Raw genomic sequence first — 20,794 nt, 5'->3', positions numbered from 1 at the left:
CGCCCGTCATGCGAGACTGAATTCACCATGCGCTTTATTATTCGTGTCGTCGTCAACGCCTTCGCCCTGTGGGTGGTGACGCTGATTACCGTTCTGCAAGTGTCCGTCACTGCCTTCGCACCCGGCGAGACGCTGCAGTTGGTGTTGACCTTCCTGGCTGTCGGCGCGATCTTCGCCCTCGTGAACACGATCATCGGCACCATTGTGAAGATCGTCGCGTTCCCGCTGTACATCCTCACTCTCGGACTCATCGGACTGATCATCAACGGGTTCCTGCTGTGGCTGACCGCGGTGATCACCTCGGGGTTCGGATGGGGCCTGACCGTTGGCGACTTCTGGTGGGGCGTGGTCGCGGCGATCATCATCTCGATCATCAACGCCGTCTTCGGAGCGATCCTTCGCCCACAGAAGAGGAAGCGCCGCGACTGACAGCGGTGCGCGACTGACCCCGGGGCATACGGTCAATCCCGTTCTGCCTCATACTCGGTCGCCTCGATCAGCACGGCCTCATTGAGCTCGCGCCAGTTCACCTCGATCGCGTGCAGCCGCACGTCGCCCGATGCGTCGACCATCTCTGCCGTCTCGATGTAGGTATCGAGATAGTGCGTCTTGATGAGCAGGTCGTGCAGGCGGTAGTCCGGGTCTCCCACACGACTGGCGACGAAGCTGTCCGGCGATCCACTCCCGCCTGGCGCACCGCCGCCAGCGAGTGAGCTGACGATGTCGTCGGTGTGACGCAGTTCGATCAGCAGTTGGTCATCATTCAGAGTTGGATGCACCGGACTGCCCGCGGTCACCTGCACCTTCACATCGAAATCACTCTCTGATGCCAGGTAGGCAGCATTGATGGCTGCCTGTGAGTGCGCGTAGACGTCTACCCGATCTCCCGGCCGTGCACCGGCGGCCTCCAGCACGTCGAGAGTCGCCTGATATGACGCTGACTCCTGCCCGATGTACAGCTCGAGATTCGACTTCATGTCCAGTGGGTTTCCCAATCCGTACCAGGGCGAACCGGTGCCCTTCGCGTAGAGCACGAATCGATGCGAGCCGTCGGGCATCGTGTAGTTCTCGACCTTGAACTGCGCTCCCTTTGCCTCGGGGAACCTTCGGAAGGCTTCGGCCAGGCTCGTCGGCGGCGCAATCGGAGAGCTGGTCTTCACCGGCTTCACCGATACCGCACCGCCATCTCCGGAGAGAGTCGCACCCGGACGAATGGCGCCGAACCGTTGCGTGCCGATACCCGCGGCGAGAAGGAACAGCCACGAGACGTCGAAAGCACCGGGAATTTGAAGTTGCTGCTCAGCCAAACCCTCAAACCTGCCCGCCTTCCAACCTGCGAGGAGCCAGGTCTCCATCTCGGTGACGCGAGGATCGGATGCCTCAAGTTCAGCGATCCGCGCGAAGAGTGCATCGGCTTCCGCCCCGTCAGCAATGGCCAGCGCGGCCAGCTCTGCCCTGGTCTCGACCAGCTCGTAGACATCGGCCATCAGCAGCGTGTTCTGAGCCGCGCTCTGACACTCCTCGCCCATCGCGTCGGCCCGGTCGCTGCTGGCCCACAGTGCTCCCATGTCGACACGACCGATGATCCCCGGCGCCGCCAAGACATGACCATGAGCCCGTCGAATCGCGGCGCTCGCTACCGCGAACGCAGGAGCAATCGCGAGTAACGCGCTCGCTACCGATCGCAGCGCTTGGGGATCAACCGCGATCGCGCCGCCATGGTTGATGTCGACAGATCCGCTCATGGCGTCGGCCTCGACTGAATCTCCCAGTGCCGAGTACCCAACTCGCCGATCTCGATGGCCGTGCGGGTCTTCAGGGCGACGATGAGCTCGTGCAGCGCGCGCACGCCATATGCCTGCCATTCGCTCTCGTAGATGAGCGGAGTCAGCGCGGCTCCGGCATCCTCAAGAGCACCGATTGCGTCCTCCACCGCGGTATACGCCCGTACCCACTCCAAGCCGGCGCCCGTGAGTTGGCCCATCGGGGCCGACATCTCGAATTTGAACATGCACCCAGGATGCCCGGCACGCGTTGCAGGCAGGATGCCGAAACCCGCGAACCGTGCAGAGCACACGCCTCGGCGGGAATGTGGAGAACGAGATGGGTCTCGGCTGTGCAGGATCTGCTCGCGCCCGGCAGAATAGATCCCGTGACATCGCCGGATCCCTTCCGCGTCATCTTCGTGTGCACGGGCAACATCTGCCGCTCCCCTATGGCGGAAGTGGTGTTTCGCGACCTCGCCGAACATCAGGGCTTAGGCCCGCGAATCATCTCGAGCAGCGCGGGAACCGGAGAGTGGCACGTCGGCGAGCGCGCCGATCACCGCACGATCGACACATTGGAACGCCGCGGATACGACGGCTCCCACCACCGCGCGAAACAGTTCACCGCGGCATCCTTCGCGGAGAACGATCTTGTCGTCGCGCTCGACCGCACGCATGAGCGCATTCTCCGCGAGTGGGCGCGCGATGAAGACCAAGAGGGCAAGGTCATCCTGCTGCTCTCCTTCGATCGCGACGCCGACGGCATGGACGTACCGGACCCGTACTACGCAGACACGGCAATGTTCGATGCGGTGCTCGCTATGATTGAGACCGCAACCCGGGGCCTGTTTCGCCAGCTCGAACCCGCCCTGCGTCCCGGCCGCACGACGCCCCACATTTGAGGGGCCCGATCAGGAGGATTCCCCTGACTTCCCCGAATGTTTTCCCCGTCCAGCCGCTGAGCCCCCTCGACGGACGCTACCGCCCGGCCGTCGCACCGCTCGGCGATTACCTTTCCGAGGCCGGACTCAACCGCGCCCGGGTCGAGGCTGAGGTCGAGTGGCTGATCACGCTCACCGACCGTTCGCTGTTCGAGACATCGCCGTTGGCGGATGCCGACAAGGAACGTCTGCGCGGCCTGTACCGTGACTTCGGTCAGAACGAGATCGACTGGCTCGCAGAGAAGGAAGCCGTCACCCGTCACGATGTGAAGGCCGTCGAATACCTCGTGCGCGACCGTCTGTCATCACTGGGCCTCGATTCCATCTCCGAGCTCACCCACTTCGCGTGCACGAGCGAGGACATCAACTCGGTTTCGTACGCGCTCACCGTGAAGCGCGCGGTCGAGAATGTCTGGCTGCCTGCGCTGGACGACGTGATCGCCAAGCTGCGCGAGATCGCTGTCGAACATGCGGATGCCGCGATGCTTTCCCGTACGCACGGTCAGCCGGCAACTCCATCGACCATGGGCAAGGAGATCGCTGTCTTCGCATGGCGCCTGGAGCGCGTGCGCGGCCAGATCGCGGCATCCGACTACCTGGCGAAGTTCTCTGGTGCGACCGGCACCTGGTCGGCGCACCTGGCGGCCGACCCCGACGCCGACTGGCCGACGATCGCCCGCGAGTACGTGGAGGGGCTCGGTCTCGGCTTCAACGTTCTGACCACCCAGATCGAGTCACACGACTGGCAGGTCGAACTCTACGACCGGACGCGTCATGCCGGCGGCATCCTGCACAATCTCGCCACCGATATCTGGACCTACATCTCGATCGGCTACTTCACGCAGATTCCAGTGGCGGGCGCGACTGGGTCATCGACCATGCCGCACAAGATCAACCCGATCCGCTTCGAGAACGCTGAAGCGAACCTCGAACTGTCGGCCGCACTTCTCGGTTCGCTGTCGCAGACGCTGGTCACGTCGCGGATGCAGCGCGACCTCACGGACTCCACGACGCAGCGCAACATCGGCGTCGCGTTCGGGCACTCATTGCTCGCACTCGACAACCTGCGCCGCGGCCTCAACGAGATCTCCCTGGCGCGCGACGTGCTGCTCGCCGATCTCGACGTGAACTGGGAGGTTCTCGCCGAGGCCATCCAGACCGTGATCCGTGCCGAGGTCGTCGCCGGCCGTTCGACGATCAGCGACCCGTACGCACTGCTGAAGGAACTCACTCGCGGTCACCGCGTGGGTGCTGCGGAGCTGGCATCCTTCGTCGAAGGTCTCGAAATCGGGGATGCTGCCAAGCAGCGTCTGCTCGCCCTGACCCCCGCGACCTACATCGGTATCGCCGAGCGCCTCGCGAAGTAGACGTCTGGCGCCCGCGGGCGGGCTTGTGTTGCCCGCGGGCACGAGACGCGGGCGCGGGACAGGCGCGAGCCGGAGCGGGCGGATGCCCCGGCGCTAGGACTTCGTGGAGTCCGTTCCGGTCGAGTCGGTGCTCGGCTGATCGCCGGGCTCCTCGTCATAGAGCACGGGGCGGTCGAGGGTCTTGCTTTCGTACTCGCGCGGGTCGACGGCGAGGATCAGCATCGACATGATCAGCAGCGTGACGATGAACGCACCGCCGCCGATGACGAGACCCAGGGCGACCGGGGTCAGCCCTTCATAGCTGCCGGAGGAGATCAACTGGTTGACGCGAGACGTGAAGGCACCGGTCGACACGAGGGTGACGACCGTGGCGAAGACACCGCAGACAAGGGCGATGCCGAGCAGGTGCAGCGGACGCAACAGCTCTCGACGGTTGGGCTTGTTGTCGCTCACGCGGCTCCTCCAGTCTCGACCGATGCGCGTGTGGCGTCATCGGTTTCGGCATCCTTCTGCCCAGCCTCGCGCCGCGGCGAGAAGCCGGCGATCGCGAGGAAGACCGCCACGATAGCGGTGTAGCCGCCGACCATGCCGACGGCGAGGATGATTCCGGAGAGCGTCAATGCTCCCGCACCGTCGACCGAATACTGCAGAGAGTAGTCGGCCGGGATGATGAGCAGTACGACCGCGAGGACAAGTCCGAGGGCGCCGACGGTGATGGCATCCTTCGCGGTCGGGTCGGTGCGGCGTGCACGAAGGCCGGCGATGAGCTCGACCAGACCGGATGCCGCGGCCCAGATGATGACCACGACGAAGAACGCACCATCCGTGCGCCAGGTCGGGACTCCGCTGGCGACCGCCGCAATAAGGTCGATCACGGCGAGCAGAATGAATGGCCAACGTGATCCGGCAGGAACCGACTGCCAGGCGCCGAGGATAAGGATGAACCCGCTCGCTGCCACAAAACCACCGAAGACGGCGAAGCCGACCTCGGCGGAGTGATCCGACGAGAACGTGATCATGAGCGCGGATGCCGCCGCGAAGAGTGCGCGCAACAACTGGACGTCGCGCACGGTGAACGTTCGAACTGGGGCAGACATGACGATTCCTCGGTCTTCCGGGGTGATATGTCCAGTCTACGCGTGGGCAGGTGCACCCACGCCCACCGTCAATTGCCCGCCCGCCCCCCCCTGAATCCACCCATGCGTAATGCGGGGTTTGGCGGTCGGTCCCCAGATCGACCGCCAAACCTCACGTGCACGCAGCGGGGGGACACTGCGCGTCCGGTGGATCGCGTGCATTGGTAGTGCCCTACCTGCCGCGATCCGACCGTGCCGCCCACGCGTTAACTCGGGCCCCGAGTGTCTTGCGTGGTCTTATGCTCAAGGTTAGACACTGCTTGTTCACATACCTGGGGGAGGGTCTGTGATGTACGAAGAAGATTCCATCGGGGTCGACGAGAGGCTCGATTTCGCCTTGGCTTTGCGCAAGGCAATCCTTGCGCGCGGAGTCACTCTCACCTGGTTGCGGGAGCGCCTGGCAGCGAGCGGCAACCCGATCTCAGCGGCGACGCTCAGCTACTGGCGCTCCGGCGCCCGGCGCCCGGAAGGCCCGCAATCGAGGGCTGCCATAGAGCAGATCGAATCGCTGCTCGATCTGGACATCGGAGCTCTGCTGTCGCTGATCGGACCCACCCTGCGCGTCGGCCCAATCGGCACACCGCAGTACCCATTGAATGAAGGGCGTCTGGAGCGAGCTGTGGCCGAGACGTTCATTGCTCTGGATGCTCCGGTCATGGATCCTGGACGTGATGTCTCAACCACTGCCGTCACCGAGGTCGGCAGCGACGGGTTCGTCATCTCGCGCATTACGCGCACGCTTCTGCAGTCCACCTCAGGAACGATCACGAACGTCCCCTATCTCGATCTCACCCCCGGGGTCTCGACACCGGCACCCACTTTCAGCTTCGTGTCCGGCGGGCACATCTCTCGCCGCTATTCGCACCCGAGCGGAGAGGTGCACGGTGCGATGTTCGAGCTTGAGCGTCCACTCGGGCCTGCGCAGACGACGATGATCGAGTGGAAGCTGGAGTACCCACCCGACTATCCGAGCACCAGCGAGACCGGGCACGGCGTCGCCCGCCGGTGTCGCGACATCGTGCTCTGGACCAGGTTCCACCCCGACGCCCTACCGGATTGGATCGAGGAGATAGAGGAGACACCTAGGGAGACCAAGGTGACACCGCTTTTCCTCGACGGCGCCACGACGATCCACCAGGTGCGCCACGGGTGGGGCCCAGGGATGCTCGTGTTGCGCTGGGGGTTCGGCGAACGCGCGTAACGGCACTTAAGAGTGGCGTTGCAGCGCGAGCGAACTACCTGACCACTGCCGTCGGCGTGCGGAGGTGCGTGAGCACCTCGTGACTGATCGAGCCGAGCAGGAACCGTGCGACCACACCACGACCGTGCGAACCGACAACGGTGAGCCTGGCGCCGGACGCAAGCTCGCTGATGACGGCGGACGGGTATCCACGCACGACGTGCGACTGAATCTCGAGATCGGGGTAGTCCTGACGGAGCCCAGCCAGCGAGAGTGCCAGGTTCTCCTCCGCGGCGTGCTCCAGACTCTTCAGATAATCGGGCGGGTAGACGAGCGAGTTACGCGGCTTCACCGTCATCGGAGTCCAGACCGCGACCGCGATGAGCGGCTCACGCAGACGGTCAGACTCGGCGGCCGCGAAGGCGATCGCCGCCTCCGAAATCGGCGAGCCATCGACGCCGACGACCACGCCTATGCGCCCGCTGATGTCGATGTCAGGGATTACCACGACGGGGATGGATGCCGCAGACACAATGCGGATGCCATGAACGCCACGCGCCTGGCCACCTTCCGGCCCGCGGTAATCGCTGCCGATGACGAGCATCTCCTCTTCAGCTGACGCTTTCGCGAGCTGGGCGACCGGGTCGCCGCGTAGAACTCGAGTCTCGACGGTCAGGCCGCCGGTGCTCAACCGCTCGGACTCGGCGTTCAACCATTCCAGCGTCTGGCGTTCAGTCTCGGCGAGCAACTCACCTTCGCCGACCACACCCAGTGCACCGCTGACAACGGAGACCAACAGCAGCGGACGTTTCCGTTCTGCTGCCCGCTGGGCAGCCCACGCGAGCGCGCGCTCCCCTGCCGTTGTCTGCTCAATCCCGACGACGATTCGTACGCTCATGGTGAGACCTCCTGCTCCGAGGCTAGCTGGCTTGCGCATCGCGCGGGCCTTCAAGGCCCGCCGAGGTTACTTCCCCGTAGCGATCGGACGCCCAGGGGTGTTCGACCATTGACTCCAGGAACCGTGGAAGATCTTCCCATCGATGCCCACCTCGGCGAGCACGAGCGCCGTATGCGCGGCGGTGAGTCCCGATCCGCAGTACGCGGCAACAGGGGTGTCGTCGCTAATCCCGACGTCGGCGAAGTTGCCCCGCAGAGTGTCGAGATCGCGAAGCGTGCCATCCTCGCGGAGGTGCACCCCAGTTGGCAGATTCGTCGCACCGGGGATATGTCCGGCGATCGGGTCCAGCGGCTCGATCTCGCCGCGGAAGCGTTCCGACGCACGCACGTCCAGAAGCACTCCGGATGCCGGGAATGCCGCCGCCTCATCGATGGTGAGGCTGTCAGCTGCGACATCCGTCAAGGTCACCGCACCGGGCGTGAACTCTGCTGAACCGGTCTCGACGTCACCACCAGCGGCCTGCCACGCAGCCCATCCGCCGTCTAGCACCCGCACATCGACACCGCCGCGACGCAGCAGCCACCACGCACGCGCCGCCGCCAGCCCGCGGTAGTCGTCATACGCGACGACAACATCGCCGTCGCCTAGTCCCCAGCTGCGCGCGGCATCCTGCACGTGCTCTGTCGAAGGCAGTGGATGCCGACCCTCGTCGGGCCGCCCGTGACGGGACAGCTCCGACTCGAGATCGACATACACCGCGCCGGGGATGTGGCCCTCGAGATAGTCGGATCGACCGTCTGGCTGGTCCAGCCGGAAACGCACGTCAAGGACGCGCGCACCGGAACCGATCAACTCAGCCAGTTCGGTCACGCTCACCAAGTGGGACATGTTGCTCGTACCGCTCAGGCCTTGGCGTCTTCGTCTTCGTCTTCGTCGGACTCTTCGTCGATCTCGTCAACCTCGACGTCAGCTGCGACGGCAGCGGGTTCGACGGCATCCTCGTCTTCGTCCGAATCCTCATCCACAACATCCGCGCTCGGCAGACCCTCGGGGCGGATCAGCTCCCGCACCTCAGCCATGAAACTGTTCAGCTGCTGCTGCTGCCAGCGCAGCTGGCGCGTGCGATCCTCGGCATCACGCAACACCTCAGTGGTGTGGCCGGTGACCGTGCTGACGATCTTCTGCGCCTTCACACGTGCACGTTCGAGCGTCTCGCGAGAACGCACCTGCGCATCCGCCTCAATGGCATGTGCCTGCGAGCGCATCAGACGCTCGTAGTCGTCGGCCTTCGCGGAGATCCGCTTGGTGTGCTCAAGGGATGACGCGACCTGCTCGTTCGCATCACCCGTGATGCGCTCAGCGTGAGCAACGGCCTGGTTATGCAACAGCAGGAACTCCTGCTGTGCCTCGTCCTGACGGCGGGTCAGCGTCTCTTCGAATTCCAGCACGCGAGCGTTCATCTCGCGCACCTCACGCTCAGCATCGGCACGCTGCTGGCTCGTCTCACGGGTGACCATCGAGCGCAGAGCTGCTGAACCCTTCTCAGCCTCGGTGCGGACAGTCGCCGCCTCTTGCTCGGCCTGGATGACCTTCTCTGCAGCATGCGCACCCTCGCGCTGAACGCGAGCCTCGTGCGCGGTGTATTCCGTGTCGATACGCAGTCGAACCTGATCGGCATCGTGCTGCGCCTGCGCGGTGATTCGGTCAACCTCGGTGGCGAGCTCAGCTCGGCGGGTATCTGCTTCGGCGCGCGTAACCTCGAGCAGGCGATCCGCCTGCACGGCGGCGTTCTGGATCAGTACCGACGCCTGCTCCTCGGCAACTCTCAGCACGGCCTCGAACTGCAGCCGCGACCCCTCACCGTCAGTCTCGCTCTTCGGCGCGTCCACCAGCTCGCTGGTGAGCGTCGCGACCTGCTGCTCGGCGTCGTCTGCTTGCGCGCGCGCTGCGGCGAGGTCTGCTTCCAGTGCCGCGACACGGTCATCGGCCTGCGCCTCGACCTCAGCGATGCGCGCGTCGCTCTCGGCGCGCGCGGCCTCTACCTCTGAGCGCACGGAGGCGATGTCGCGGCTCCCACCGGAACGGGCCTCAGCAAGATCTGCTTCCGCACGCTGTGCCTGCATGCGCAGGCCCGCGATCGCGGCATCCACCTCACCCTTGTCATACCCACGGAAACCGATCGTGAAGGTGCCTTGCTCGCGCGTCTGTCCGTGGGCCAGCTGATCGAAGAAGTCGGCCCCCTGCTCGTCGACGTTGTTCTCGGCGGAGTCATTCACGAGGGAACACCTTTCTGGCAACTGCGAGCCGGAAGACCTTCATGACGCGAGGCATCATGAAAAAAGGGCCGTTCGCAGAAATGGGGAGGAAACGAGGGGAGATCTCATCGTCAAGACTAATCGAGGCAGGCCGCGACGGGGGAAACAATCGGCGCCCCGATAAACTGCCGCCGACCCCCCGATTGAAGGATGCCGCAATGCCGCGTTTTGATCTGCCCCTCGAGGAGCTGCGCTCCTACCGCCCCGCAATCGCAGAACCCACCGATTTCGATGATTTCTGGGAGCAGACGCTCGAAGAGTCCAGGGCACTCGCTGCGCCGGTTCAGCTGCGCCGAATCGACTCCCCGCTTCAGTCCGTCGAGGTGTACGACGTGACCTTCAGCGGCTTCGGCGGGGATCCGATCGGCGCATGGCTGTTGCTGCCGGCGGGCACAGATGAGCCGCTGCCTGCCGTGGTCGAGTACAACGGATACGGCGGCGGCCGTGGGCTGCCGCACGAACGACTCAGGTGGGCAGCATCCGGATACGCGCACTTGTTCATGGACACCCGCGGACAGGGCAGCTCCGGGGGGACCGGTGGCGTCACGCCCGACCCCCACGGCTCGGGTCCCGCGTTCCCCGGATTCATGACAAGAGGTATCGACGACCCGAATAGCTATTACTACCGCCGGGTCTACACAGATGCGGTGCTCGCGATCGACGCTATCCGCTCGCTCGACCGGATCGATGCGTCGCGAGTGGCCGTGTGCGGAGGAAGCCAGGGCGGCGGGATCGCGATCGCCGCCGCAGCCCTGTCCAACGGGCTCATCGCCGCGATGCCAGACGTGCCGTTCCTGTGCCACTTCGAGCGTTCGGTGGGGATGACCGGGCGAGACCCGTACAACGAAATCGTTCAGTACCTGTCGGTTCACCGTGATGCCACGCAGCGCACCTTCCAGACCCTGTCGTACTTCGACGGTGTGAACCTCGCCCGTCGCGCCACCTGTCCTTCCCTCTTCTCGGTCGCACTGATGGATCCGATATGCCCGCCGTCGACTGTGTACGCGGCCCGCAACAACTGGGGCGGGATCGCAGAGATCGTCGAGTATGCCTTCAACGAGCACGAGGGTGGGCAAGGACTGCAGTGGGAGCGTCAGGCCGCATTCCTCGCTGAGCAGCTGGCGGGGTGAGGTCGGCGGGTTAGGGTTTCGACAAGGGGGGCGGTGTTCTGCTCTGAGCAGAACACCTGTCGTAGCAGCAGATGCCAGCGTTACCGTGAACCATGGCCGAGATCATCCCGTTCGCCCGCACCCGCTCTCCGCACGCACCGCGTCATCCCCAGAACGGTCCTGAGCCGCTCTGGCGCCAGCTGCTCGGAGATCAGTTGCGCCGCAAGCGACATGAGCGCGAAGAGACTCTCACCGAGACTGCGAACAAAGCGGGCGTCTCGCCGCAGTATCTCTCCGAGGTGGAACGCGGGCTCAAAGAGCCATCCAGCGAGATGATCGCAGCGATCGGCGGAGCCCTGGGCGTCACGCTCGTCGACCTCACCAGCAACGTGGCCGACGAACTGCGTACGGCCTCGGCTCCGGAATCCGCTACCGGGTCTGCCGGCGTCTTCGCCCTCGCCGCCTGATCAAGGCCTGGGTGTCGCCGCTCGGCATCCGCCTGCGACACCTGTCGGACGTTGTTGCAGATGGCGGAGGTATTCGCTGATTTTGTCCGACAGACGTGACAACCTCCGCGATCTGCAACACCCCGGGCGTTACTCAGACGAGCGCGCCCCGAGCACGGTGTCGATCAGCCCGTACTCGAGCGCACCGGACGCGGTGAACACCCGATCCCGGTCGGTATCGGCACGCAGCGCCTGAACCGTGCGACCAGTGTGCCGAGCGAGGATCTCCTCCATATCGGAGCGCACCCGCACGACCTCATCGGCCGCGAGGATCAGATCGGGGATGGCACCGCGCGACTGTCCGGCGGGCTGGTGCAGCACGATGCGGGAGTGGGCGAGCGCTGCGCGCTGCCCCGGGGCTCCTGCCGCGGCGAGCAGCGCGGCCGGGCCGATCGCCTGCCCGACGACCGTCGTCGCGACCGCTGGCCGAATGTGCTGCATCGTGTCGTACACGGCCAACGCCGCGCCTGGATCACCGCCCTCGCTGTTGATGTAGAACTGCACGCCAGTCTCCGGACTGTCTGAGTCGAGATGCAGCATTTGCGCGATGAGCGCGTTTGCGACGCCGGCATCGATCCCGGTGCCGAGATAGATGACGCGCTCGGCGAGCAGGTGCGAGTAGACATCCATGATGCGTTCCCCGCGCGGATGCTGCGCGATCACATTCGGGATTGTGTAGCTGCTCATGACTTTGCTCCTCCGGTTTTGGATGGCGATTCGGTGGTGGCTGGCGAGTCTGTTGTGGATGCCACGGCATCCGTTCCCAATCCGACCCGTGCCCTGCGCCGAGGAAGCACCTCGCCGATCGACGTGACGATCTCGTCAATGAAGCCGTACTCCTGAGCCTGCGCGGCGGTGTACCAGCGGTCGTGCAGCGAATCCTCGAAGATGCGCTCGGTGGTCTGACCGGTGTCGGCGGAGATGAGTCCGAGCACGGTGTCGCGCATCTGTCGAAGATCGTCGGCCTGCGTCTCGATCTCCCCAGCGGAGCCGCCGATCCCGGCGGACCCCTGGTGCATGAGGATTCTCGCGTGCGGCAGGGCACGACGTTTGCCGTTCGTGCCGGCCGAAAGCAGGAACTGCCCCGCGCTGGCGGCAGTCCCGAGTGCGAGTGTTGCGACGTCGTTCGGGATCAGATTCATGATGTCGCGGATGGCGAGCATCGACGGCACCGATCCCCCAGGCGAATGGATCCACAGGGCGATGTCGGCGGCCGAGTCTTCAGCCGAAAGGGTCAGCAGCTGCGTCATCAGCAGCGTGCCGTTGTCGTCGTTGAGTGCACCGTCGAGCACGAGGATGCGCTCGTGGAACAGCGCGCGGCGGGCATCAGGACCGAACTGTGGGATGGGGTTCTCTTCGCTCATGAATCCAGAGTGCGTCGCACGGCGGTCGAGCAGGCGCAAATCTGCTCTGAGCGGCTCTGCCGTGGGCGGATGGGCTCCGAAACATTCCCGAATCATCGACCTTCTACGGTCGAAGCATGGGACAGGCATGGCAACCGCACGACGACGGCATCAACTTCCCCGGCACCGGAACCATCACACTCCCGTCCGCCTGAATGCTGGCATCCGGTACACATGCACGACCCGAGTACGCCGGCACGACCATTCTCGGCGATCGGTCGTGCAAGTGTGCTGGCGTCGTCGTGCAGACGTACCCCGGTCCGCGCGCCCGACGCATTGTTTTCGGCGTGCCTAAAAGGTAGGTTTTCGGTGTGCCTAAAAATTTCCGACCCGGGGCGTTGGCTCGCGCCATTGCGGCGCTCATCCTTGCTGGTGCCGTCGTCCTGGCCGGATGCGCTGGACCGAATGCCGCGGCGCCGAATGGCTCTGGGTCGGAGGCCACGGACGACCGCCCGATGGTGCTGACCACCTTCACCGTGCTCGCCGACATCGCCGAGAACGTCGCTGGTGATCACCTGCGTGTGGAGTCGATCACCAAACCCGGCGCCGAGATCCACGGCTACGAGCCGACGCCGGGTGATGTGCGCAAGGCCGCCGACGCCGATCTGATCCTGGACAACGGGTTGAACCTCGAGGTGTGGTTCGCGCAGTTCGTCGACTCGGTCGACGTGCCGCACGCAGTCGTCTCCGATGGGATCGACGTGATCGACATCACCGCAGACGCGTATGCCGGAAAGCCGAACCCGCACGCCTGGATGAGTCCGCTGAATGTGCAGCTCTATGTCGACAATATGGTCACCGCGTTCACCGATCTCGACCCCGCGCACGCCGACGATTTTGCCACCAACGCCGAGTCGTACAAGGCCGAACTGCAGCAGGTGCAGGACGACCTCACTGCAGACCTCGCCGACCTTCCGAAGAACGAGCGGGCACTGGTCACCTGCGAGGGTGCTTTTTCCTATCTCACCCGGGATGCCGGCCTCACAGAGGCGTACATCTGGGCCGTGAACGCCGAGCAGCAGGCGACCCCTCGCCAGATCGCCGCCGCAATCGAGTTCGTCAGGGACAACGACGTACCCGCCGTGTTCTGCGAGTCGACGGTGTCAGACAAGGCCATGCAGCAGGTCGTCGAGGCGACGGATGCCTCATTCGGAGGCATCCTCTACGTGGACTCGCTGTCGATGGCCGATGGCCCGGTGCCGACATATCTTGACCTCATCCGCCACGATGCTGACACCATCATTGCCGGGCTCACCGGATCAGGATCCGGCTCATGAGCGCAATCGAGGTGCGCGGCGTGACGGTCCGCTACGGCGATGTGCTCGCCCTGGATGACGTCTCACTGAACGTCGAAGCGGGCCGCGTGACCGGGCTCATCGGAATGAACGGTTCGGGCAAGTCGACGCTGTTCAAGACGACCCTGGGGATGGTGCGTCCGGCGTCCGGCACGGTAACGCTCGGCGGTATGGATTCGGCATCCGCCCGCAAACGGGGGCTGGTCGGCTACGTGCCACAGAGCGAAGACGTCGACTGGACGTTCCCGGTCTCGGTGCGCGACGTGGTGATGATGGGTAGATACGGCACGCAGGGCTTCATGCGGCGAGCGCGGACGATCGATCGGGATGCCGTCGACGAAGCCCTGCAACGGGTGGAGCTCACCGATCTCGCCGACCGCCAGATCGGGCAGCTCTCCGGTGGACAACGTAAGCGCGCGTTCGTCGCCCGCGGGATCGCGCAGGGCGCAGGCATCCTGCTACTCGATGAACCCTTTGCCGGCGTCGACAAGCGCAGCGAAGCGACGATCGTTCGGCTGCTGCGCGAGCTTGCGGCAGCCGGAGACACTGTGCTGGTCTCCACCCACGATCTGCATGCGCTGCCGTCGCTGGCCGATGAGGCCGTCTTGCTGCTGCGCCGGGTACTGTTCCACGGCTCTGTGGCCGAGGCGCTGGAGCCGGCCAATCTGTCCCGCGCCTTCGGGCTCGGCTCGACTGACGAGAATGGGGCCGACGAGAACCAGGGGGAGGTGTCATGATCCTCGATTGGATTCTCGAGCCGCTGCAGTACGACTTCATGGTGCGGGCCCTGGTCACGACGGTCATCGCGGCGATCGTGTGTGCGCTGTTGTCGTGCTGGCTGGTGCTGGTGGGTTGGTCGCTGATGGGTGATGCCGTCTCGCACGCCGTGCTGCCCGGCGTCGTGCTGGCCTACGTCGTCGGGGCGCCGTTCGCCATTGGGGCGCTGGTCTTCGGATTTCTCGCGGTCGGCCTGATCGGGCTGATCCGCGGCACGAGCAGGATCAAGGAGGATGCCGCGATCGGCATCGTCTTCACCACCCTGTTCGCGTTCGGGCTGGTGCTGATTTCAGTCACCCCAAGCCAGACCGATCTCAACCACATCATCTTCGGCAACATCCTCGGAGTCTCTGACACTGACCTGTTGCAGATCGCGATCCTCGCCGCTGTGGCCTTCGGCGTGCTGATCATCAAGCGCCGCGACCTCACGCTCTATGCTTTCGATCCGACCCACGCGTTCGCGATCGGGCTCTCACCGCGTTTCCTCGGAGCCTTGTTGCTCGGCGTCTTGGCGCTCACTGCCGTCGTCGCCCTGCAGGTCGTCGGAGTCGTACTGGTCGTCGCGATGCTGATCATCCCCGGCGCGACCGCGCATTTGCTGACAGATCGCTTCGGACGGATGCTCGTGATCGCGCCCGTCATGTCGGCACTGTGCAGCGTGATCGGGATCTACCTCAGCTACTGGATCGATGCGGCATCCGGCGGTCTGGTCGTCATGGTGCAGGGCTGCGTGTTCGCACTCGTGTATCTGTTCGCGCCGCACCAGGGCGTGATCGGCAAGCGGCTGCGACATCTCCGTAGTCATGCACGGCAAGCGCGCCCATAGGCTGGAGCAATGCCTCTGGAACCTCTCCCCCTGCCCTCCGCCGACTGGGCGGGCTTCGTCGCGGAGCGCGCCGACTCCGCTCTCACTGAAGCACGCGAGGTCGTCGCCCGCCTCAAGGACGGCACCGAGCGCAGCGCACTGGAGACACTCGAGCGGTGGAACGTCGGACAGACAGCGGCAATGAACGCCGCGAGCATGACCGAGCTTCTCTCCGAGGTGCACCCGGACACCGAACTACGTGAGCTCGCCGAAGACAGAATGCAGGCTGCCGCGGCATTCGTCACCGAGCGTGACCAGGATCGTGACCTCTACGCGCTGTTCGCCGCGCTCGATCCCACCGGTCTCGACGCCGAGGCCGCTCGTCTGTTGGAGCGCACCCTGCGCGACTTCCGCCGCGGCGGCGTGGACCGTGACGACGCCACCCGCGCCCGCCTGTCGGAGATCGCGGCGCGCATCACCGTGATTGAGCAGGAGTTCTCCCGCAATGTGCGCGACGATGTGCGCAGCATCCGGATCTCCCCCGATCGGCTCGACGGCTTGCCGGAGGACTTCCGCGCCGCGCACCCGGTCGGCGACGACGGACTCGTCGAGATCACGACGGACTACCCGGACTTCCGCCCGTTCCGCGCCTACGCGCACGACCGCGCGGCCCGCGAGGAGCTCGCCCGCGTCTATGGCTCCCGCGGCTGGCCTGCCAACAACTTGCTGCTGCACGAGCTGCTGGAGCTCCGCGCCGAGCAGGCAACAGCCCTTGGCTACGCATCCTGGCCGGATTTCGACGCCGAGGCGAAGATGATCGGCACCGGCGCCGCAATTGCCGAATTCATCGACCGCATCGCAGACCTATCGGCGGACCGCGCACAAGCGGATGCCGCGGCTCTCCTCGTCCGCGCCCAGCAGGATGACCCATCAATCACCGAGATCACGAGCGCCGACTCCGACTATTACGGCGAGCTGATCCGCCGTGAGCAATACGACGTCGACGCGCAGGCCGTGCGCCAGTACTTCGACTTCGCACGAGTGCGCGAGGGGCTGCTCTCCGTGACCGGCCGACTGTTCGGCCTCGAGTACCAGGCCGTGGCTACTCCGGCCTGGGCGGACGACGTCACGAGCTACGACGTGCTGCAGGACGGCGAGCGCATCGGGCGCATCCATCTCGACCTGCACCCGCGCGAGGGCAAGTACAAGCACGCCGCACAATTCGACTTGGTGAAGGGTGTGCGCGGTGCGCAGCTGCCCGAGGGTGTGCTGGTCTGCAACTTCCCACGCGGGCTCATGGAGCACGAGCAGGTCAAGACGCTGTTCCACGAGTTCGGCCACCTGCTGCACCACGTTCTCGGCGGCGACCATCCGTGGGTGCGGTTCTCTGGGGTCGCGACCGAATGGGACTTCGTCGAGGCGCCGTCGCAGATGCTCGAGGAGTGGGCATGGGATGCCGAAATCCTGCGCACCTTTGCCGTGGATGCCGCGGGCGAGTCGATTCCCGCGGATCTCGTCGCACGCATGCGCGAAGCGGCCGACTCCGACCGCGGTCGCTGGGTGCGCACGCAGATCTTTTACTCAGCGGTGTCGTACCGCCTGCACCAGGACCGCCCGGCCGATCACGATGCCACGATCGCCGAGCTGTCCGACCGGTACTCCGTCATCGCCCACCTGCCGGGCACCCACATGCAGGCAGGATTCGGGCATCTCACCGGCTACAGCTCCGCGTATTACACGTACATGTGGAGCCTCGTGATCGCGAAGGACCTGTTCAGCGCGTTCGACCCTGCGGACATGTTCGCGCCGGACGTCGCCGCCCGGTACCGCGACGAGATCCTCGCCCGTGGCGGAGCTGCGGATGCCGCGGCCCTGGTCGAGTCGTTCCTCGGACGCCCGTACTCCTTCGACGCCTTCGGAAAGTGGCTCGCCGGCGAGGCCTGAGCGCGTCAGATGGTCCAGAGCAGCTGGGCGCTCGGGTCCCCGGATGACTCCACACCCGTCGCAGCCGGCAGCGTCCGGAATGCGTGCCCCAGGTCGGCGATGAGGTCTCCGGCGTTCTCCAGCCCGATCGACAGTCGCAGCACGTCTGCGTCCGGGCGCGCGTCAGCAGGAACCGGCCGGTGCGTGAGCGCGGCCGGATGCTGGATCAGCGAATCGACGCCACCGAGCGAGACCGCGTGCGTGAAAAGCTGCACGGCAGACGCGACAGCGCTGGCCGCGGCATACCCGCCGCGCATCCGCATCGCGATCATCGCTCCGGTCCCCCGCATCTGCCGCTCGAGAATCCGCTCCGGGTCCCCATTGAGCCCGGGGAAGAACACCTCATCCACCTCGGGCTGATCGATCAACCACTGCACGATCTGCTGCGCGTTCTCCTGCTGCTGGCGCATCCGCACCGGCAGCGTCGTGAGCCCCCGATGCAGCAGGTACGCCCCGAGCGGATGCAGCAAACCCCCGGTCACCGCCCGTACCCTGCGCAACGCCGCGGCCGTAGTTTCACTGCACGCGATGACACCTGCGATCACGTCGCCGTGTCCGCCGAGGTACTTCGTCGCGCTGTGCAGCGACATGGCGGCACCATGATCGAGCGGGTTCTGCAGAATCGGCGTCGCGAAGGTGTTGTCGACCACGACCGGCACGTCCCCGGCAGCCGCAACGACCGCGGCGATGTCAACGAGTTCTAGTGTCGGGTTCGCCGGCGTCTCCACGACGACGACGCCGGTATCGGGGCGGATGCTGACACCCACATCCGACGGGTGACAGTAGGTCGTCTCGGTACCGAGCAGACCGGAACCCAGCAGGTGATCGGTTCCGCCGTACAGCGGCCGAACCGCCACGACGTGCCGACGACCCGTCGCACTGGTCATAGCGAGAATCGCCGCGGTCATCGCCGCCATCCCCGAGGAGAATGCCACCGCGGCCTCGGCGTGCTCCATCTCTGCGAGCGCGTCCTCGAACCGCGCAACCGTCGGGTTCCACAGTCGCGCGTAAACCATGCTGCCGTCCGCCGGCGGCCTGCCCCCGGTCGCCATGGCCTCGTAGGAGTCGCCTCCGCGCTCGATATCCGGCAGCGGGTTCGTGGTGGAGAGGTCGATCGGCAGGGCGTGAACGCCGAGTTCGGTCAGGTCGGCCCGACCGCTGTGGACGGCGACAGTATCAGGATGCATTCTTCAACGTTGCCGGAATCACAATAGGGATGGGAAGATTCGACAGTATCCGCCGCAAAAGCCGCACTACTCGACTTCTTCAACAAAGGCGCACGATCCGGAGATGGTCAGATTGCCGAAAGCACAACCGTCCGCAGCATCCCTCGACGAACTCGATCTCGAGATCCTCGCCGCCCTCAGCACTCGCGCCGATCTCACCAACAAGGCGCTTGCGCATCAGCTCGGCCTCGCAGAGTCAACGTGTGCGCACCGCGTGCGGAGCCTCCGCGATCGCGGCGTCATCCGCGACACCCGCATCCGCCTCGACGAAGCCGCGCTCGGCTTCCCACTGCAGGCGATCATCAAGGTGCGCCTAGCGAATCACACCGGCGAGAAGGTCACGGCACTGTTCGATGCTCTCGCCACGATGCCGCGCGTGCTGCAGGTGTTTCACGTCGCCGGCGTCGACGACTTCCTGGTGCACGTCGCGGTTCAGGATGCCGCGGCGCTGCGCGACATCGTGCTGGAACACATCACCGTGCATCCCGTCGTCCGCGGCACCGAGACGCAACTTGTGTTCGAACTGCGTGACGGCGGCGGAGTGCTGCAGGGATAGCGGCGCCTCAGCGCTTGAGCAGCCGCTTCCACCGTCGCTGCACCACGATGGGCACCGACTGCGTGACGATGGCATCCACGTTCAGCGAGCTGTCGTTGGGCCCGATGATCGCAATCGGAGTCGTGAGCGTCATCTCGTACGGATCGATCGGCATCTGCGCCAGCGCCCTGTGCGCCCGCACATACGCGGGGACCAGGATGACGACAGCACCTACCCAGGCGAGCGGGTTGCTCATCGCGACACCACCGAAGCCCAGCACCGCGCCCAGCGCGACCGCCGCACCGACGCGCATGACGAGCTCGACGACGCCGGTGATGGTCGGGATCAGCGCCTGGCCGAGCCCCTGCAGCGCGCCACGGATGACGAACAGCACGCCAAGCAGCGAGTACGTCGCACCGTTGATGATGAGCATGAGATGCGCGAGCTCGACCACCTCTTCTGCACCGTCACCGACGAACAGCCGCACGAGGTTGGTTCCGAATGCGATGAGCACGGCGCCCAGCACCAGCGAGGCGATGATCGCCATCCAGGTCGCCTGCACGACGCCGGCACGGATGCGGTCGGGCCGGCGTCCGCCGAAGTTCTGCGCCACGTACATCGAAACGGCTAGTCCCAGCGACGCCAGCAGTGCAGTCGCGAGGCTGTCGACGCGGGATGCCGTGGTGTATGCCGCGACGGCTTCCGCACCGAGCATGTTCAGCGCGACCTGCACCACCAGGGTCCCGATCGCGATGATCGACGCCTGGAAGCCCATCGGCAAGCCCAGTCGCAGGTGCTCGGTCAGGTCAGCTCGAGTGATCTTCCAGTCTTCGCGGCGAATGTGCAGCGCTGGCATCCGACGCCTGACGAACTCAAGGCACAGCACGACAGAGATGGCCTGCGCGATGACTGTCGCCAGCGCAGCGCCCGCGACACCCCAACCCACCGGGCCCACCAGCAAGAGCACGAGCACGACGTTCACAGCGCACGAGATCGTGAGGAATACCAGAGGCGTCTTCGAGTCACCGATCGCTCGGATGATCGCCGAGAGGTAGTTGAAGAACATCGTTGCGCCGCCACCGAGGAAGCTGATCTGCGTGAACAGCGTCGCTTCGGCGAGGAGCTCTGGCGGTGTCTGCATGAGCACCAAGATGGGCTCTGCAAGCAACGGTCCTGCGATCGTGATGATCACGCTGGCGATCGCCGCGAGCACCGTTCCGGTGGCGACCGAGCGCCGCACGGCGGTGTGGTCGCCTGCGCCGTAAGCCTGCGCGGTCGGAATCGCGAACCCGCTCGTCATGCCCCAGGCGAAGCCGAGCAGCAGGAACAGCAGAGAACCCGTCGCGCCGACGGCGGCGAGCGAGTTCACGCCCAACTCTCGGCCGACGACGATCGTGTCGACGACCTGGTAGAGCTGCTGCACGACGTTGCCGATGAGCAGGGGCACAGAAAATGCGAGGATGACGCGCCAAGGGCGGCCAGTGGTGAGAGAGGTGGCCATGCGGAGAAAAGACTTCCGGAACGCGGGGACGGGGAATCAGAGGGCCGAGAA

22 protein-coding genes are annotated in these 20,794 nt (G+C 65.4%); 11 read left to right on the top strand and 11 right to left on the bottom strand.

The features are described from left to right. Positions 1-27: 27 nt before the first annotated feature. Complete coding sequence (locus AC1C2O_RS13665) at positions 28-429, top strand: phage holin family protein (RefSeq protein ID WP_495430985.1); 402 nt, start codon at positions 28-30, stop codon at positions 427-429. A 32-nt stretch (positions 430-461) separates the two neighbouring features. Here the strand turns inward: AC1C2O_RS13665 and AC1C2O_RS13660 are convergent, their stop codons facing one another. Then, complete coding sequence (locus AC1C2O_RS13660; RefSeq protein WP_495430984.1) at positions 462-1,745, bottom strand: hypothetical protein; 1,284 nt, start codon at positions 1,743-1,745, stop codon at positions 462-464. Continuing rightward, positions 1,742-2,011 carry a hypothetical protein gene (locus AC1C2O_RS13655; protein WP_495430983.1) on the bottom strand — a complete coding sequence of 90 codons (270 nt, stop codon included), beginning with the start codon at positions 2,009-2,011 and terminating at the stop codon, positions 1,742-1,744. Before AC1C2O_RS13655 ends, AC1C2O_RS13660 begins: the two co-directional genes overlap by 4 nt. A 141-nt stretch (positions 2,012-2,152) precedes the next feature. Here AC1C2O_RS13655 and AC1C2O_RS13650 point away from each other — a divergent pair, with 141 nt between their 5' ends. Together AC1C2O_RS13650 and purB are read left to right on the top strand one after the other, a co-directional pair. Continuing rightward, entirely contained in the window at positions 2,153-2,668 is a 516-nt protein-coding gene (locus AC1C2O_RS13650) for a low molecular weight protein-tyrosine-phosphatase (RefSeq protein ID WP_495430982.1), read from the top strand. Continuing rightward, complete coding sequence (gene purB, locus AC1C2O_RS13645; RefSeq protein ID WP_495430981.1) at positions 2,665-4,074, top strand: adenylosuccinate lyase; 1,410 nt, start codon at positions 2,665-2,667, stop codon at positions 4,072-4,074. Before AC1C2O_RS13650 ends, purB begins: the two co-directional genes overlap by 4 nt. 93 nt (positions 4,075-4,167) lie before the next feature. On the opposite strand, the gene AC1C2O_RS13640 is transcribed toward purB, so the two are convergent. Together AC1C2O_RS13640 and AC1C2O_RS13635 are read right to left on the bottom strand one after the other, a co-directional pair. Then, a complete protein-coding gene (locus tag AC1C2O_RS13640) occupies positions 4,168-4,527 on the bottom strand; it encodes a hypothetical protein (protein ID WP_495430980.1) in 360 nt (119 codons plus the stop codon). Continuing rightward, the gene (locus tag AC1C2O_RS13635; RefSeq protein ID WP_495430979.1) at positions 4,524-5,171 is read right to left on the bottom strand and encodes an acyl-CoA synthetase; all 648 of its coding nucleotides are present in this window, start codon (positions 5,169-5,171) and stop codon (positions 4,524-4,526) included. The genes AC1C2O_RS13640 and AC1C2O_RS13635 overlap by 4 nt, the downstream gene beginning before the upstream one ends. Before the next feature lie 328 nt (positions 5,172-5,499). Between AC1C2O_RS13635 and AC1C2O_RS13630 the strand changes: the two genes are divergently transcribed. Further along, entirely contained in the window at positions 5,500-6,411 is a 912-nt protein-coding gene (locus tag AC1C2O_RS13630) for a hypothetical protein (protein ID WP_495430978.1), read from the top strand. A gap of 34 nt (positions 6,412-6,445) precedes the next feature. Here the strand turns inward: AC1C2O_RS13630 and AC1C2O_RS13625 are convergent, their stop codons facing one another. The 3 genes from AC1C2O_RS13625 to AC1C2O_RS13615 form a co-directional block, all read right to left on the bottom strand. Continuing rightward, entirely contained in the window at positions 6,446-7,288 is an 843-nt protein-coding gene (locus AC1C2O_RS13625) for a universal stress protein (RefSeq protein ID WP_495430977.1), read from the bottom strand. 66 nt (positions 7,289-7,354) lie between these two features. Continuing rightward, entirely contained in the window at positions 7,355-8,176 is an 822-nt protein-coding gene (locus AC1C2O_RS13620) for a sulfurtransferase (protein WP_495430976.1), read from the bottom strand. 14 nt (positions 8,177-8,190) lie between these two features. Next, positions 8,191-9,564 carry a cell division initiation protein gene (locus AC1C2O_RS13615; RefSeq protein WP_495430975.1) on the bottom strand — a complete coding sequence of 458 codons (1,374 nt, stop codon included), beginning with the start codon at positions 9,562-9,564 and terminating at the stop codon, positions 8,191-8,193. 197 nt (positions 9,565-9,761) lie between these two features. On the opposite strand from AC1C2O_RS13615, the gene AC1C2O_RS13610 reads away from it, so the two are divergent. Then, entirely contained in the window at positions 9,762-10,733 is a 972-nt protein-coding gene (locus AC1C2O_RS13610) for an acetylxylan esterase (protein ID WP_495430974.1), read from the top strand. A 92-nt stretch (positions 10,734-10,825) separates the two neighbouring features. After that, positions 10,826-11,179: a helix-turn-helix domain-containing protein gene (locus tag AC1C2O_RS13605; RefSeq protein WP_495430973.1), complete on the top strand. Its 354-nt coding sequence runs from the start codon at positions 10,826-10,828 to the stop codon at positions 11,177-11,179. A gap of 129 nt (positions 11,180-11,308) precedes the next feature. Here the strand turns inward: AC1C2O_RS13605 and AC1C2O_RS13600 are convergent, their stop codons facing one another. Continuing rightward, positions 11,309-11,905 (bottom strand): ClpP family protease, encoded by a 597-nt coding sequence (locus AC1C2O_RS13600; RefSeq protein WP_495430972.1) that lies wholly within the window; start codon positions 11,903-11,905, stop codon positions 11,309-11,311. Continuing rightward, positions 11,902-12,582: a ClpP family protease gene (locus AC1C2O_RS13595; RefSeq protein ID WP_495430971.1), complete on the bottom strand. Its 681-nt coding sequence runs from the start codon at positions 12,580-12,582 to the stop codon at positions 11,902-11,904. Before AC1C2O_RS13595 ends, AC1C2O_RS13600 begins: the two co-directional genes overlap by 4 nt. 350 nt (positions 12,583-12,932) lie before the next feature. On the opposite strand from AC1C2O_RS13595, the gene AC1C2O_RS13590 reads away from it, so the two are divergent. The 4 genes from AC1C2O_RS13590 to AC1C2O_RS13575 are packed head-to-tail and all read left to right on the top strand — an operon-like array spanning position 12,933 to position 17,442. Then, the gene (locus AC1C2O_RS13590; RefSeq protein WP_495430970.1) at positions 12,933-13,898 is read left to right on the top strand and encodes a metal ABC transporter substrate-binding protein; all 966 of its coding nucleotides are present in this window, start codon (positions 12,933-12,935) and stop codon (positions 13,896-13,898) included. Further along, positions 13,895-14,653: a metal ABC transporter ATP-binding protein gene (locus tag AC1C2O_RS13585; protein ID WP_495430969.1), complete on the top strand. Its 759-nt coding sequence runs from the start codon at positions 13,895-13,897 to the stop codon at positions 14,651-14,653. Before AC1C2O_RS13590 ends, AC1C2O_RS13585 begins: the two co-directional genes overlap by 4 nt. Continuing rightward, the gene (locus AC1C2O_RS13580; RefSeq protein ID WP_495430968.1) at positions 14,650-15,519 is read left to right on the top strand and encodes a metal ABC transporter permease; all 870 of its coding nucleotides are present in this window, start codon (positions 14,650-14,652) and stop codon (positions 15,517-15,519) included. The genes AC1C2O_RS13585 and AC1C2O_RS13580 overlap by 4 nt, the downstream gene beginning before the upstream one ends. A 9-nt stretch (positions 15,520-15,528) precedes the next feature. Further along, the gene (locus AC1C2O_RS13575) at positions 15,529-17,442 is read left to right on the top strand and encodes a M3 family metallopeptidase (RefSeq protein ID WP_495430967.1); all 1,914 of its coding nucleotides are present in this window, start codon (positions 15,529-15,531) and stop codon (positions 17,440-17,442) included. A 5-nt stretch (positions 17,443-17,447) separates the two neighbouring features. On the opposite strand, the gene AC1C2O_RS13570 is transcribed toward AC1C2O_RS13575, so the two are convergent. After that, positions 17,448-18,668, bottom strand: coding sequence for a trans-sulfuration enzyme family protein (locus tag AC1C2O_RS13570; RefSeq protein WP_495430966.1), 1,221 nt, complete (start codon positions 18,666-18,668; stop codon positions 17,448-17,450). Between the two features lie 103 nt (positions 18,669-18,771). Between AC1C2O_RS13570 and AC1C2O_RS13565 the strand changes: the two genes are divergently transcribed. Further along, the gene (locus AC1C2O_RS13565; RefSeq protein ID WP_495430965.1) at positions 18,772-19,263 is read left to right on the top strand and encodes an Lrp/AsnC family transcriptional regulator; all 492 of its coding nucleotides are present in this window, start codon (positions 18,772-18,774) and stop codon (positions 19,261-19,263) included. A gap of 7 nt (positions 19,264-19,270) precedes the next feature. Here AC1C2O_RS13565 and AC1C2O_RS13560 read toward each other — a convergent pair whose 3' ends face one another. Beyond that, a complete protein-coding gene (locus AC1C2O_RS13560) occupies positions 19,271-20,743 on the bottom strand; it encodes an MATE family efflux transporter (RefSeq protein WP_495430964.1) in 1,473 nt (490 codons plus the stop codon). Positions 20,744-20,794: the final 51 nt, after the last annotated feature.

The sequence above is a fragment of the Microbacterium sp. Y355 genome (genome assembly GCF_059445345.1).
Note: the sequence above shows the minus strand (reverse complement) of the source record. Positions and strands in the feature narration are given on the sequence as shown.